This window comes from Mesorhizobium sp. WSM4841 (assembly GCF_055811515.1).
Window position 1 is genome coordinate 1 of the sequence record NZ_JBVVQC010000065.1, and the last position, 13,309, is coordinate 13,309.

A 13,309-nucleotide genomic window follows, 5' to 3' on the forward strand; every position below is an offset into this window, starting at 1 on the left:
GGCCGGCGAGGCCGTTCCTTCCCGCCGGACTATAAGTTGGGGCGCCCGACTTTGGGGTGGGGGGGTGGGGCCGCCGGTCACCCGTAAGACAGGGGGCCATCAATCAAGAAAAATGCATAGGCCCTTATGCCATCATGCCATAACTACTCTTCCGATGGAACAGGCCGAGATCACGGCATAGACGACGCGGATCGCTACATCTCATTGGAGTCGATTATACCGGACTCACCTTCAGTGTGCCCGGATTCGGAATTCTGCGACCGATCTCAAACTCGCGGATCGTGTCTTCGCTGAGATTGGACTTGGCGCCGAGCCGCACACGGGACCAGTTTAACAGCTCCCGTGCTGCTCGCGACTGCTCTGCCGTCAGGTCTCGCAAATGACATCTCCAAAGTCCAGGGATCCCTTCAGGAATCGAGGTTAAGTGGCGCGTGCCCTGATTGTTCATGCCAGATCACCTGCCGATAGGTCGCGCCAGTCGACGGCTTGGCCGCAGGCCGGGCACCGGTGAAAATGTTCGCCCTCATTCACGGGCTCACCCTGTTGCGTGCCGACGATACGCGGCCCGAGGTCTGAGAGCTTGGTCATCCCGGCAAAGCCTGCGCGGGTCTTGGTCAGGATAGTCCCTGCTGTTGCCGTGCCGGCGGATCAACTCGCGCACCTGATCCGGCGTCATGTTGTTTTGCATAGCAAAAAATTTGACCTCGTAGTCGTCATCCGCAAAAAGCCAGTTACGGTCACTCAAGTCGCCTTTGCTCCTGTCGTCTGCCATTTCGGCCGCTCCTTAAAATTTGCAGAAATTCTTATCTACGCTCTGGCTAATATAAGCCGGCGACCTAGACTCAGTTCCATGCGTAGGCGGGCAGGCGCCGGCTCCGGTCGGCTGGACTTCATTGAGCCGTTGATGCCGACTCTGGTGGAGAAGCCTCCCGAGGGCGACAGCTGGCTGCACGAGGTAAAGTTCGATGGCTATCGCTCGCAAATCGTCAGGGATGCCGGCGGCGTTCGCATCTTCACCCGCCGCGGGCTCGACTGGACGTCGAAATATCGTGACCTCGCAAAGGCCGCCGGCGAGCTCGAGGTGGAAAGCGCCATCCTGGACGGCGAGATCGTCGTACTGGACGACGTCGGCTTGTCCGAATTCGCCGCGCTCCGCAAGGCGATCACCAGCCGCCAGCATGACCTCTATTTCGTCGCCTTCGATCTCATGCACCTGAACGGCCATGATCTGCTCGACATGCCGCTGGAGGACCGCCGCGAGATCCTGCAAGCAATGATACCGGAAGGTGGTCGCATCCAATTCAGTCAGGCCTTGCCGGGCGATGCAAAGGCAATCTTCCATTTGGTCGACCAAGCAGGCCTCGAGGGTATGGTGTCGAAGCGCCGGGACAGCAAATATCGCAGCGGACCGTCAACGGCCTGGCTGAAGACGAAGGCCTTCACAATCGACGAATACGACCTGCTTGGCGTCGAGCGCGAAGCCGGCAAGCCCGCGTTCGCTCTGATGGCCGAACGCGGCACAGGCCGTTATGTGGGCTCCGCGTTCGTCACCTTGAACCGCGAGATGCGCGAACGGCTCTGGAAGCGCGTCCAGGAGCACGCAGGCGCGGAGCCGAAGGGCATGAAACGGCCCGCCACGCAATGGGTCAAGCCAGGCCTGATCGGCCGCGTAAAGCATCTTCGCGGCGAGGATGATCTGCGGCACGCGTCTTTGCAGGATTTTCGCGAGGAGGGTTAGACCCACGCTTGGCGCTGGCGAGCGACTATCAGGAGCGCAGCCGTCCTATGCTGGCGCTCGACATGTCGCTGGCTGAAGCGCGGCGCGCTAGTTCCTCTTCGGCCAGCGGTTCGGCGCCAATCGCATACCGAACGCCGTTTTCGCCCTTTTTGTAGAGATAGTTTCCGGCGCCTTCGGCCATGCGGCTCAGCGTGACCGGGAACTCGCCGTCTCCACGACACCTCGCGGAATACCCGACCCGAATGACAGACCGACGTCCGCGCCGGTCGAATGCTCCGGGGCCGGGGGCGCAGTTGGACCACCAAACGTTTCCCGCATGGCCTTCGCCATCACGTCATCAGGCGTGCCGGCGGGAAACTCGACGATCGATCCGTCAGGGGCTTTGACCTGCGTCACTCTCCGGTCGGCGAGTGTGCTGTACTTAGTCCAAGGCCCCTCTGCCGGTGCGCCTGGAAACTGCGGTTTTGCCGGTGGAGCGTCCGGGAAGGTAGCCCAAGGGTCGTTCTTGTTCGGCGCTGCGGCGCTCGACCAGGACTTGGCGATTTCGTCGACAGTCGCATCTTGCTGCTCACGCGACATCGATCGGAAAATATCATCGACCTCAACACGGCGGCCGTCAATTTCGAGAACGACCGGGCGAGCCGACACAGGGCGGGCCGCGGGTCCCGCGTCCGCGGACCTTTGCCAGCGGCGCCGGTGACGACGTCAAAGTAGCAAGGCTTTGGGAAATCTCGTCATAAGAAAAGTCGCTCGGCACTTGGATGCGCTGGCCCTCAAACTCGACAGCGCGCGGCCGCTGCAGGAGCGGCTGCCTAAGGAATTGAGGCTGGCCGGTATCGCCGGCATCGAAGCGGCCAACCGCTTCATCGCCGAGACCTATCTGCCAGCCCATAATGCTCGCTTCTCGAAGCCGCCCGAGGTCGCTCACAGCGCCTTCGTCGCTGCCGATCCGCATCAACTGGCCGAGATCCTGTGCACCGAGGTGGAGCGCATCGTCGGCCGCGACAACACCATTGTCTTCGGACGCCTCAGGTTGCAGTTGCCGCCAAGCCCGATCCGCCATCACTTCGTCAAGGCCACCGTCAAGGTGCGCCAATACCCCGACGGCACCCTCGCCGTCTTCCACGGACCACGGCCGATCGCCCGCTACCATGCCGACGGGTCACTACCTGGCCAAACCCAGATCAGGAGCGCGGCGTGAACCGCTTCGACGCCACTACAAACAGAAGCGGACATTTGATGTGCTACAAAAACCGGACATTTTGAAATGCTACCGACATTGGGGTTCGGCGGCTTTGCGGTAGCCTTCCGAAGCGGCTTCTTTTCATGACTGTTATTCTGCGTAATATCGATCGTTTTGATGAAATGCATCCGAAGGATGGATAAACTCTTGCCGTAGGATGCATCGTTCAAGCGGCGTGGACCGGATGCCGTCCCGCCTTGCGTTCTCATTGGCTTTCAACGCGAGGCCGAGCCGAGCTCAAGACGTTCGCCAAGCGCATACGCGGCTGGCCCGATCATGCGCGACGCTGATAGCCCGCAGCGCAACGGAAATTCCTTTTCAGGGATCGACACTCGGCGCCGAGGCCAGTCCTCGATGACGGCCGTGGAAAGTGCCAAGAGCGCCTGCAACGCTATGAAGTCGAAAAGTACGATTACGTGCAAAAATCGGCGCCGGTGCAAGGTTTCGGCCTCAATGTCGGATACTCGACAGGATCGCAAACCATGCTTGTCGTTGCTTTGCTGATGTTTTGCTCTGGCACGTTCGATGCAGGGGACTTCCCGAACGCAGCAGCGGATGTCTTCTATGATCAAACCCACGGAAAAATGCTGTCGCCGCACTCATGACCGTGCCCTCGCTGGCCGCCAAGCAGGCCGAAGGTCGGCTCATCGCGGTCGAGGCGGGCAACTGAGTCCAATTGCAATGAGGGATAGGCTGCGAAAGCATGTCACTGACCACGCCGGGGTCATCGAGGCGGGAGTCCCGATGCCAGCCACGCGCAACATGTCGCCGGCATGAGTGCCGATCTCATCACGGAGCCGGGATCCGCGGGCGTCACACCCGATACTACGAACGCGCGGACAAACTGTTGCAAGTCCTGTGGTGTCGATGATGCGTGCGGGGAGGGCAAGCCCAACGGCCATGGCCGACATTCGCCGCGTACAGCGCCTGATTGGGAGGCGTCAGCAGGATCAAGGCACCTGGAGCTCTCTTGCATTGGGATCGGTGCTGGCCCGTCCAATTTGAGCCTTGCATGTCAGATACACGAGCAGGTTGGGCACGGGGCACTGTTCTTGGATCGGCAAGTCGACTTCCGCTGGCATCCAGGCAGCGCATTCGAGTCCTCAGAACTCCAGGTCAGCCACGTCAAGGATCTGGTTACGCTGGTCAATCCGCGATCAGCCTACACTTTCATAAACTATCTGCACGAGAACGGGCGTCTGTATCACTTCCTGAATGCACGGTTCGATGCTGTGCTCAGGAGTGAGTTCGAGCAATACCTGAACTGGGCGTTCCGCAGGAACCCACTTGTCCGCGGCGGAGAGACCGTGCGCGAAATACGCTATGATGGCGAGTTTCGGGTGCGGACGGACGATGCAGTTCTCAGTGCAAGAGACCTGGTGGTCGGCATCGGCAAACAAGCGCGGATTCCGTCTCAATTTCAGGGCTGGGTCGGACGCAACCTGTTCCATTCATCCGATTTGCTGCACATCCATCCTGAGGTGCGGCAAAAACATGTTTGCGTCGTTGGTGGAGGACAGTCGGGAGCCGAGGTGCTGTTGCATTTGGTCGGTGGGCCAAGAGAACGGCGGCCAGCCACGATCACCTGGGTCTCGCAGCGCGAAAACTACCTGCCCCTCGACAATAGCCCGTTCACAAACGAGTTGTTCATGCCCTGTTTTTCGGATCGTTTTGCGGCCATGAGCGAGGCGCAGCGCAAGCAGTTCCTGCGGCGTTTCGTGCTTGCCTCGGATGGTATTTCGGATCGCACTTTGCGCGCCGTCTACCAGGCGCTGTATCGCCACGAATTTCTTGAGCCAGACCTATGTGACATCGCACTGCGGCCGGGTTGCAACGTTTCGCGCTGCATCAACGCCGGCGCGGGTCATAACTTGACGCTGCAGCGCGGCTTAGGCGACGTCGAAGAAGTCACGGCCGACATCGTCATCCTGGCCACCGGTTACGAGAACGCCGTGCCAAGCTTTTTGGAACCGATGGCGGATCGGCTGCAACAGACCGACAATGAGTTGGTCATCAACGAGGATTTTTCGGTGTGCTGGGACGGACCGCGTGACAGACGCATCTTCGTACAGAACGCCAATCCCGGGCAGCGCGGGCTGGCCGATCCGAACCTAAGCCTGCTGGCCTGGCGAGCTCGCCGCATTCTTGACAGCCTTCTACAGCGCGCGCCGTGCGCGAACCCCGAGCATCGCGGCTTTATCAGCCGTACCTCCGTTGAGAGCTGGCCCGACCCACTAGGCGAAGAAATGGGCAGCGGGATATGACTCGTCGACTGCTGATCGTCGGCGGTGGCATCCAAGGAATGATGTCCGCCTCCGCTGCGGCGAAGGCCGGAGCCTGCTCCAAACTCATCGTGACTGAACCTGCTCTTGGACCTATGGGCGCATCGCTTTATTCTGCGGGCGTGCATTTGCCCCACGGTCGTCGAAACCGTACCAGGTCGTTCACTCGAAAGTGCGCAGTGGCCCTGGCGGCCATGGCTGCGTCGGCGGTCAGCGGAGGGTTCCGGCCCGTAGCGAAGCCTGTAGTGGCTGGACCGGGTGAGGTAAGTGATCGGGACCAGCTTAGGGAACCGCTGGGCACGGCTTGGCCTGGAATGGCCAGTCTAGCGCCGAACTTATGCGAACAATACCCGCTCTTGGAGCATCGATGGACTCGATGCCGCCGACGTGCCCGCCCTGATCGCCCGACCCGAACGGGAACTTGTCGCAAACGTTCGCGCGGCCCACGGCTTGCTCGCGTCAAGCGCACGAAAGGTCTCCTTATCGGGCAGTCGCACCATCAACAGCATGCCCGGCCGTGACTCCTATGCAGACGTACCGGATCGACAGATCTTTACGGGCCTGGGTGATCTCTCCATTGAGGAGGACAACAAAGCCTTGCAACCCGGAGCGGAACGCACTTAGCGTCGCCGTCTGCATGCCGTGGAGTATCGTCTCCGTGGGCCCACACCCTGACAGCGCCCGACTGCCCCTAACCGGAATGTTTGACCAACCACTCTTTCCAACAGGAGGCTTTTCGCATGTTGACCGATGCACAAAGAGAAAAATGGCAGAAAGACGGATACATCAGGCTCGAAAGGTTCTTCGATCCCGCGGCTGTGGAACGGATTTCAAGCTTTGTTGAAGACATATCACGCTGGGATGTTAGCGATGATAAATGGCTCATGTGGTTCGAGAAGACGACTGATGATCGAAAGATCACCTCTAAGGCCGAGAATTTTCTCGACTTCCATGACCCATTGCGTCTTCTCCTTCTAGAAGATCAGCGTATAAACTCTGCGGTCGAGGGTTTGCTTGGCGAAGATTCGCGCAGACTCAAGGAGTTGCTGATCTTCCACTATCCCGATAGCGGCGGTTATCGCCCGCATCAGGACATTTATCACATTCCACACAGGCTGCCCGACCGGATGGTCCATGCGATCGTTGCCATAGGCATTGACGATTCCGACCCGGACAATGGTGGCCTTTTCTTCAGCCCCGGCAACCACAAGAAGGGGGTATTTCCCATGGATGCCGGCGGGGTGATTGATCCTGAGGTCGCCGAAACATTCTCCTGGGAACCCATAGTATGGAAGGCTGGCGACATCTTCATCTTCGACGATTATGCACCGCATTACTCGAAGCCGAATAAAAGCAATCGTTCGCGGCGGACGCTCTACTTGGTGTTCCAGCGTGCTTCAACCGGTGGACCGACCCGCGCTGAATATAACGTGCTTAAGCGCGCCCTCAATCCGCCAGAGGGCAAAGTGGCCGATCTCGACAACCTCAAGCCCCCAAACGGCATTTTCTATCGCGATTGAGCTCACGGAACCAGGCGAGGCCATGCACACGAAACTGATTTACCGCTAAAAAATGCGCGGAGAGCATGGCGTTCTGATTGCCGGCTACTGGAGCACCGCCCGCAGTCCGTTACGACGCTTCGGTATGTCGATTGTGCAGGAGGTCGCCGGGCGGTCTTCTGTAACGCCTAAAGCCCCACTGCGCCCGTCGTCGCCCGCTTGGGCCCCAGAGCCGGATTATTCTGACGAAGGCGGCCAACGTGTCGGGCTACCGCCTCTCTTCGCAACTTGCAGCAGAGGCTGTTGCGTTGGCAGCCGAAGATACCACTGCTTCAACAGCTGAGATTGGTCATGCGGAAATCCACGTTTTCTCGAACGGAGCTGTCGCGGGCGTTCGGTATCGACATGGCCACACTTGGCACGGGAAGCGCGGGCACCGGGTTTTCATTTGGCAAGGTGGCACCGGGCGTCACATCCGAGCCCCATCGGCACGACGAAATCGAGGCCTTCGTGGTCCCGTCTGGAGCGGGCAAGGTCAGGACCGACCTTGGGGAAATCTCGGTCAATGCCGGCGATGTCGTTCTGTTCCACCCTTTTGAAGCGCATGTGCTGCACAATGATGGGGGCGAAGACCTAAACTTCGTCGATGTCTACTGGCGTGACGGCAAGGCCGCCCTCGATGCAACTGCACAGACAGTGACTCCGCGCGGACCATCTTCGTCTTCTCCACGCCGCCGACGCCCAATGGCGATCTGCATCTGGGGCATCTTTCTGGCCCTTATTTTGGTGCCGATGTCTACACGCGTTTCCTGCGCATGAAAGGGGTCCAAGCTTACCACCTGACTGGGAGCGACGATTACCAGAGCTACGTCGCCACGCGTGCCGATGCCGAGCAATCGACACCCGCAAAGGTGGCGCGCCACTACGCCGACGAGATTCGAGCCACGCTTGCGCTTCTCGACTGTGAGGTCCACAGCTTCCTCCCCACTTTGGGCGATAGCGCTTACGCAGAGTTTCAAGCCGCGTGTTTCCGTAGTCTTCTGAGCAGCACGGCGGTAGATCTGCGCGAGAGCCCTGCGCTCTTCGACGCTTTGACAGGCGACTACCTCTACGAACCGGATGTAAGCGGCCTCTGCCCCCATTGCGGCGGCTCAGCTGGTGGCAACATCTGCGAGGAATGCGGCGCGCCGAACCTATGCCACGACCTAGGTGCAGTCCGGTCGCGGCACTCGGCCGAGGCGCCGGTGGTCGGCTGCGTGCGCCGTCCCGAACTTGCGCTGGAACGGTGTTACGTCAATATCGACCGGCATTTAAGGGCGTCGGGCGCCCCCGTTCGGATCATGGACCTCTTTGCGCGTCTACGCCAACGTGGCGACCTTTCCGTGCCCATCACCCACCCGTCGGACTGGGGGCTACCGGCCGAGGGGTTCCCGGGGCAGGTGACCTGGGTCTGGCCAGAGATGGCGTTTGGCTTTCTTTACAACATCCAGGCGCTAGCTACATCGCTCGGTCGAGACTGGAATGCGGCCCTGCCCAGCAACGACTGGCAGATTGTCCATTTCTTCGGCTTCGATAATTCCTTCTACCACGCCCTACTTTATCCGGCGCTTTATGCTGAGGTCTTCTCCCACTGGACCCCGCGCATCCGATATCATGTGAACGAGTTCTACCTGCTCGACGGCCAGAAGTTCTCGACCAGCCGCGGCCATGCGGTCTGGGGCAAAGAGGTTCTGGGCCCAAAGACAGTCGATGTCGTCCGTCTTCATTTGGGCCTGACACGCCCGGAAGGTGAGCGGACGAACTTCACGCTAGACGCGCTACGCCGCACGGAGAACGAGGTGTTCCAAGGGATCTGGCTGAATTGGCTTGATGCGCTGCACCGGGAAATCAATCAGGACTTTGGCGGCTGTGTGCCCGACGCAAGCGACTGGGCTCCCGCCGATCGCGCTTTCTTTGCTCGGATAGAGATCCATCGCGCGGCGATGGAACGCGCCTATTCGGACGATGGCTTCTCGGTCCGGCGCGCGGCCGCGCAGGCCTGCGATTTCGTGAGCGATTGTGTAGTCTACCGACAGGCGCAAGACTATGAAGCGGCGCGACGTCTCTATCCCGCCCGCACCCGCACTTCGCTCGCCCTTCAGACGACGGCCGCTGCGATCCTGGCACAGACACTCGCGCCGCTGATGCCCCGATTCGCCAGCACGCTGGCGCGAGGTATCGATGGCGTCTCAACCGAAACATGGCCGCGGTCGGTCCAGAGGCTTGCGCCCGCAACGACCTTTGATCTCGGACCCATGCTGGCGTTCTATGCCAGAGCAGACATTCCTGTTCTCAATGAGGGGGAGGCATAATAGCCTATCGTAATTTCGACCAGATTTGGGCGGCAATCAAAGCCGATGATGCCGAAGCTTTACTCGCTACCACTGGTGCCGAAGGCCACTCGCAGACCATAGACACAAACACTGGCCGGCCTTAACCAACATATCGTCGAGACGCTGGCCCGCGCCTTGGAGGATCGCTCGATTGACAGCTTTCCAGCGCTTGCCATTCGTGCGGCAAATGCCGAGTGGGCTCCACTGCGCTGACCACTTTTTCGGAATCGCGGAATTCCGACCTGTTGCCAACTGGTCAATAAGGTGATGCGGTCGGGGCGCTGGGTCAGCATAGCGCGCCCTGAATAGTGCCTGGCGGGACAACGCCTCTCGTCTATAGGAATGACCGGCCGCTATTTGCTGGCCGAATGCCTATTCGACCCAATTGAGCTTCTAAGGACGACGGGCCATCTATGGCGCAGATTTAGTATGGCCGCGCTCGAACGTGGGCCGATGGTGTCGCTCGATTCCTGACTGGAGAAGGGGGGCCAGCGCAGAAGAACCGTACCGTGGTGCAGCACTGCATTTTGTCAGCGCTCAACGCCGATCGCCCGCGCATCGCCGGCTCCGAATGATCCTAGATGAGCCGACGCCAACTTACCGCAAGGGCACAGGCAAGCGGCTCTCGCCCTCAAGCGTCTGACGCATGATGCTTGTCCAAAAGCTGACAGCGACAGAAAACTGTCGGGTTCAAAACAACCGGCCGTCTTGGACTTGCGAGGTTTTTGAGGCCATTTATCCATTTACTGCGGGCTAAGCGCGCTGGCACGACGTTTGCTGGTTGAGATCGGCAATACTGAGTGAAGGCTGATCGCATGGGAACACGCAAGACATTGATCCTAACCGGTGTGTTCCGTTTCTGAGAGAAGAACCAGCTCGCGCATAAACGTCAGGAAAGGTGTGGGAATGGAGAGCAACATGCTGCCTAGCGAGTCCCCGGCTCCTCCGATCAAAGTGGACGAGTGGCTACGTGGCGAACCCCTTACGAACTTTCAGCCCGGCAACGTGTAGGGATGACAAGTGGATGGAACCCTGGTCAATTCGCCCACTTTCTGCGGCGCGCCCGCAGTAACTTTATCCATGGAGCACAGGGTCGATCGTTTGCTGCAGGTCAAGGCTCGGACCTTAGTGACCTCCAACTGAGTCGCCGCGGCCGCGATATTCGACGCGAATTTGGCCCGTCGTTGAAGACGTCACAGTCCAGGGCGTGTTCAAGATCGGCCACAGGGGCAGCATTTAGGTGGAATGGGCCTGGCCAGGCCGGACGTCTGCTGCGTAAGCGGGCCCGAAGTCGGCGTAACCGAAAGCAGAAATCCTCCGTCGAGGACGAGACCTGAAATTGAGGAAACGAAATGTCGCACGCAGCGCTTGGCCCTGCCGTCAACAAGGACGGAGAGGCCCTTGCCCGCCCCTTCGTCGAACGCCTCCTTCGGCTGGTCCGTGCTCAGGACTTCCACCGCTCATGCCAGGGAAATCGGACACCGGACTGGTGGCCGATTTCCTCATCACCAAGGAACTGCGCCGGAATATCCAATCAGTGGCAATCCCAATCCGGACGCGCTGTGGAGGCTCGACATGTTTTAGACCGTAGTGGAGCGTGCAATCGAGGAGCGCTCAGGCGTGATGACATAGGCAACAACAGAAACGAAACCGACCGGTGCTCCGGGCGCGGGCTTTCACTGTCGGGCAGTTCGCCGCTCTGTCGAGGCGACTACCGGTTCGGCTTCGAGAAACTCGCGGATACCGGCGCGAAACTGATCGGCGATGCGACTGCAGCTATTGCCTATCGCGTCGTGGCGCGGGCGTGAAGAAACCGATTTTCGAGGAAGGATCATGTCAAACCTGGATGAGATGGCGAAGAAAGTCCGAAAGCTTCAATTGCGCGCGGCAATTGCCAAGACGAACTTGCGCGACCTTGCCGAGGGTCTTCCGGTCAAATGGATTGAGATAGAGGAAGTCGCCGAGAAAACGCATGCCGTTTATGCCGAGTTGGATGGTGCCAGGAGAGAGCTCGCCAAAATGAAGACTTTGCGATGAGGAGCACATTCATCAGCCGCGACGGCTCCATATGGGTGCCGGAATATCTGACCGCTATAGATGGCAAGATCTGTATCGGCTGCGGCCGCTGTTTCAAAGTCTGCTCGCGCGAGGTCATTTACGGCGTCGACGAAGCGGGCGAATTCCTCGGCGCCTGCGATGGCGGTGACGACGATTTCGATGGTGAGCTCAATCGGATGATTATGGTTGTCGACCATGCCGGCCGCTGCATTGGCTGCGGAGCCTGCGGCCGCGTCTGCCCAAAGAACTGCCAGACCCATGTCGCGGCCGACCAGATCGCAGCATGAATTGCATGATTTGACAAAACAAAATCCGGAGTACGGCATTGCGCTTCATCACATTTTGTCGGCTCCTCGGGCTGGTCCTGTGCGGCAACGCTGTGACGGTTTACTTCGCCTCGCATTCGTTCCGTCTAGCAGTCGTCACGACGCTGGGCTGTTCGCTACTTCTTCAGCTGGGCTATTTCGCAGGTGTGCTCTTTCTGATTTGGCGATCCAGCTGCGCTGGCAAAGCCGGGCAAGGGGCTGAGCTTTTCGGTAGGTCCCAGGAACTTCGGTACCAGTCGCGCGACGATGATGAGCATAGGCATGAAACTCAAGATGTGCCCCAGCGCAATCAAACGCTCGGCATATCGCTGCTCCTCCCTTGATGCGCCGTCACAAGATCAGAGCTCAGATTCATCACTTTGTTCAAGTTTGATTATTGAGGTCATGGTTCCCTGGTATGGTCGAAGGCGACGGCATTCTCATCGTTTTAACGCCAGGGGAATGCAGTTTCGGTTCTCCGGGCAATGGTAGTGGATCGCAGCGCACGGCACGCGGGTTGCTTCGTCTCGAAGGCGAACGAGGCGCCAGAAAATATAACAGTGGCGCTCTGTTGGAACATCCGAACGCAGCCGACCTCACTGTCAAATAGGCCTTTTGCAAAACAGCTCTGCGTCGCTCGTTCAGCTCAATCCCGTGCCGCTGGAGAAAACATGCTGAAAAAGTTTGAACGCTACCCGCTCACCTTTGGACCCACGCCCATCGAGAAGCTCGACCGCCTCGGCAAGCATCTAGGCGGCAAGGTGGAGATCTACGCCAAACGCGAGGACTGCAACTCCGGTCTCGCATTCGGCGGAAACAAACTGCGCAAGCTCGAATACATCATCCCCGACGCGATCGCGTCAGATGCCGATACCCTCGTCACCGTCGGTGGCGTGCAGTCCAACCACACGCGCATGGTTGCTGCCGTTGCCGCCAAGATCGGCATGAAAAGTCTCCTGGTTCAGGAGAGCTGGGTTCCACATGAGGATGTCGTCTACGACCGCGTTGGCAACATTCTCTTGAGCCGCATCATGGGAGCGGAGGTGCGTCTGGTCGACGATGGCTTTGACATCGGTATCCGGCACAGTTGGGAAAAAGCGCTCTATGAGGTCAAGGCAAGAGGCGGCCGGCCCTATGCGATACCGGCCGGGGCGTCTGTTCATCCGAATGGAGGCCTCGGCTATGTGGGGTTCGCGGCGGAAGTGCGCGCGCAGGAGGAACAGCTTGGGTTTGCGTTCGACTACATTGTCGTTTGCACGGTCACCGGTTCAACTCATGCCGGCATGATCGTCGGGTTCGCCAAGGACGGTCGACAACGTAAGGTGATCGGTATCGATGCCTCTGCCACGCCTGCAAAAACCAAGCCGCAGGTGCTTGGGATTGCCCGACATACAGCGACCCTCGTCGAGCTCGGCACGGAACCTGTCGAGGATGACGTGGTGCTGCTCGAAGACTACGCGTACCCGCGTTATGGCATTCCATCCGAGGAAACCAAGGAGGCGATCCGTCTGTGTGCGCGGCTTGAGGGTATGATTACCGATCCAGTCTATGAGGGCAAATCGATGCAAGGGATGATTGACCTCGTCCAAAAAGGCTTTTTTCCAGAGGGATCGAAGGTCTTATACGCCCATCTCGGCGGCGCGCCGGCGATCAACGGTTATGGCTACACCTTTCGCAATGGCTGACGCGTGACAGCTCGCGTTGCGCCGCCCTGCCGTGACAGTGCTGAGCCAAGTGTCAAGCGAAGCGAAGATTTGACCCCATTGGCGAAGTGAAGAACTGACCCCCTTCATTGGTTTGCTGTTTCGTTGG

General features: G+C 59.3%; 14 protein-coding genes. 10 read left to right on the top strand and 4 right to left on the bottom strand.

Annotation, left to right across the window (positions count from 1 at the left end; genetic code table 11):
• Positions 1 to 214: 214 nt before the first annotated feature.
• Positions 215 to 448, bottom strand: a complete 234-nt coding sequence (locus tag AC0L14_RS34235; RefSeq protein WP_473752170.1) for a helix-turn-helix domain-containing protein — start codon at positions 446 to 448, stop codon at positions 215 to 217.
• Positions 449 to 535: 87 nt separating this feature from the next.
• Positions 536 to 772 carry a DUF3606 domain-containing protein gene (locus tag AC0L14_RS34240; protein WP_473752171.1) on the bottom strand — a complete coding sequence of 79 codons (237 nt, stop codon included), beginning with the start codon at positions 770 to 772 and terminating at the stop codon, positions 536 to 538.
• A gap of 132 nt (positions 773 to 904) precedes the next feature.
• Between AC0L14_RS34240 and AC0L14_RS34245 the strand changes: the two genes are divergently transcribed.
• Complete coding sequence (locus tag AC0L14_RS34245) at positions 905 to 1,738, top strand: ATP-dependent DNA ligase (protein WP_473752172.1); 834 nt, start codon at positions 905 to 907, stop codon at positions 1,736 to 1,738.
• A 28-nt stretch (positions 1,739 to 1,766) separates the two neighbouring features.
• On the opposite strand, the gene AC0L14_RS34250 is transcribed toward AC0L14_RS34245, so the two are convergent.
• Complete coding sequence (locus AC0L14_RS34250; RefSeq protein WP_473752173.1) at positions 1,767 to 1,919, bottom strand: hypothetical protein; 153 nt, start codon at positions 1,917 to 1,919, stop codon at positions 1,767 to 1,769.
• Positions 1,920 to 2,495: 576 nt separating this feature from the next.
• Between AC0L14_RS34250 and AC0L14_RS34255 the strand changes: the two genes are divergently transcribed.
• The gene (locus AC0L14_RS34255) at positions 2,496 to 2,939 is read left to right on the top strand and encodes a hypothetical protein (RefSeq protein ID WP_473752174.1); all 444 of its coding nucleotides are present in this window, start codon (positions 2,496 to 2,498) and stop codon (positions 2,937 to 2,939) included.
• 257 nt (positions 2,940 to 3,196) lie between these two features.
• Here AC0L14_RS34255 and AC0L14_RS34260 read toward each other — a convergent pair whose 3' ends face one another.
• Positions 3,197 to 3,559 (bottom strand): hypothetical protein, encoded by a 363-nt coding sequence (locus AC0L14_RS34260; RefSeq protein WP_473752175.1) that lies wholly within the window; start codon positions 3,557 to 3,559, stop codon positions 3,197 to 3,199.
• A gap of 381 nt (positions 3,560 to 3,940) precedes the next feature.
• Between AC0L14_RS34260 and AC0L14_RS34265 the strand changes: the two genes are divergently transcribed.
• From AC0L14_RS34265 to AC0L14_RS34300, 8 genes are all read left to right on the top strand, one after another.
• Entirely contained in the window at positions 3,941 to 5,245 is a 1,305-nt protein-coding gene (locus AC0L14_RS34265; protein ID WP_473752179.1) for a lysine N(6)-hydroxylase/L-ornithine N(5)-oxygenase family protein, read from the top strand.
• 758 nt (positions 5,246 to 6,003) lie between these two features.
• Entirely contained in the window at positions 6,004 to 6,783 is a 780-nt protein-coding gene (locus AC0L14_RS34270; protein ID WP_473752176.1) for a phytanoyl-CoA dioxygenase family protein, read from the top strand.
• 330 nt (positions 6,784 to 7,113) lie between these two features.
• Positions 7,114 to 7,581: a cupin domain-containing protein gene (locus AC0L14_RS34275; RefSeq protein WP_473752177.1), complete on the top strand. Its 468-nt coding sequence runs from the start codon at positions 7,114 to 7,116 to the stop codon at positions 7,579 to 7,581.
• Positions 7,521 to 9,113: a class I tRNA ligase family protein gene (locus tag AC0L14_RS34280; protein ID WP_473752180.1), complete on the top strand. Its 1,593-nt coding sequence runs from the start codon at positions 7,521 to 7,523 to the stop codon at positions 9,111 to 9,113. The genes AC0L14_RS34275 and AC0L14_RS34280 overlap by 61 nt, the downstream gene beginning before the upstream one ends.
• Positions 9,114 to 10,967: 1,854 nt before the next feature.
• The gene (locus tag AC0L14_RS34285; RefSeq protein WP_027033222.1) at positions 10,968 to 11,171 is read left to right on the top strand and encodes a CCE_0567 family metalloprotein; all 204 of its coding nucleotides are present in this window, start codon (positions 10,968 to 10,970) and stop codon (positions 11,169 to 11,171) included.
• Positions 11,168 to 11,479, top strand: coding sequence for a ferredoxin III, nif-specific (gene fdxB, locus AC0L14_RS34290; protein WP_473752178.1), 312 nt, complete (start codon positions 11,168 to 11,170; stop codon positions 11,477 to 11,479). Before AC0L14_RS34285 ends, fdxB begins: the two co-directional genes overlap by 4 nt.
• A 92-nt stretch (positions 11,480 to 11,571) precedes the next feature.
• Positions 11,572 to 11,841 (top strand): exopolysaccharide production repressor protein, encoded by a 270-nt coding sequence (locus AC0L14_RS34295; RefSeq protein ID WP_473752181.1) that lies wholly within the window; start codon positions 11,572 to 11,574, stop codon positions 11,839 to 11,841.
• Positions 11,842 to 12,168: 327 nt separating this feature from the next.
• Positions 12,169 to 13,182, top strand: a complete 1,014-nt coding sequence (locus AC0L14_RS34300; protein ID WP_473752182.1) for a 1-aminocyclopropane-1-carboxylate deaminase — start codon at positions 12,169 to 12,171, stop codon at positions 13,180 to 13,182.
• The last annotated feature ends 127 nt before the right edge of the window (positions 13,183 to 13,309 follow it).

Excerpts from the sequence above, each read along its gene's own strand:
- AC0L14_RS34285 (WP_027033222.1), top strand. The coding sequence starts at position 10,968 with ATGTCAAACCTGGATGAGATGGCGAAGAAAGTCCGAAAGCTTCAATTG.
- fdxB (WP_473752178.1), top strand. The coding sequence starts at position 11,168 with ATGAGGAGCACATTCATCAGCCGCGACGGCTCCATATGGGTGCCGGAA.
- AC0L14_RS34240 (WP_473752171.1), bottom strand. The coding sequence starts at position 772 with ATGGCAGACGACAGGAGCAAAGGCGACTTGAGTGACCGTAACTGGCTT.
- AC0L14_RS34270 (WP_473752176.1), top strand. The coding sequence starts at position 6,004 with ATGTTGACCGATGCACAAAGAGAAAAATGGCAGAAAGACGGATACATC.
- AC0L14_RS34235 (WP_473752170.1), bottom strand. The coding sequence starts at position 448 with ATGAACAATCAGGGCACGCGCCACTTAACCTCGATTCCTGAAGGGATC.
- AC0L14_RS34300 (WP_473752182.1), top strand. The coding sequence starts at position 12,169 with ATGCTGAAAAAGTTTGAACGCTACCCGCTCACCTTTGGACCCACGCCC.
- AC0L14_RS34250 (WP_473752173.1), bottom strand. The coding sequence starts at position 1,919 with ATGGCCGAAGGCGCCGGAAACTATCTCTACAAAAAGGGCGAAAACGGC.
- AC0L14_RS34245 (WP_473752172.1), top strand. The coding sequence starts at position 905 with ATGCCGACTCTGGTGGAGAAGCCTCCCGAGGGCGACAGCTGGCTGCAC.
- AC0L14_RS34275 (WP_473752177.1), top strand. The coding sequence starts at position 7,114 with ATGCGGAAATCCACGTTTTCTCGAACGGAGCTGTCGCGGGCGTTCGGT.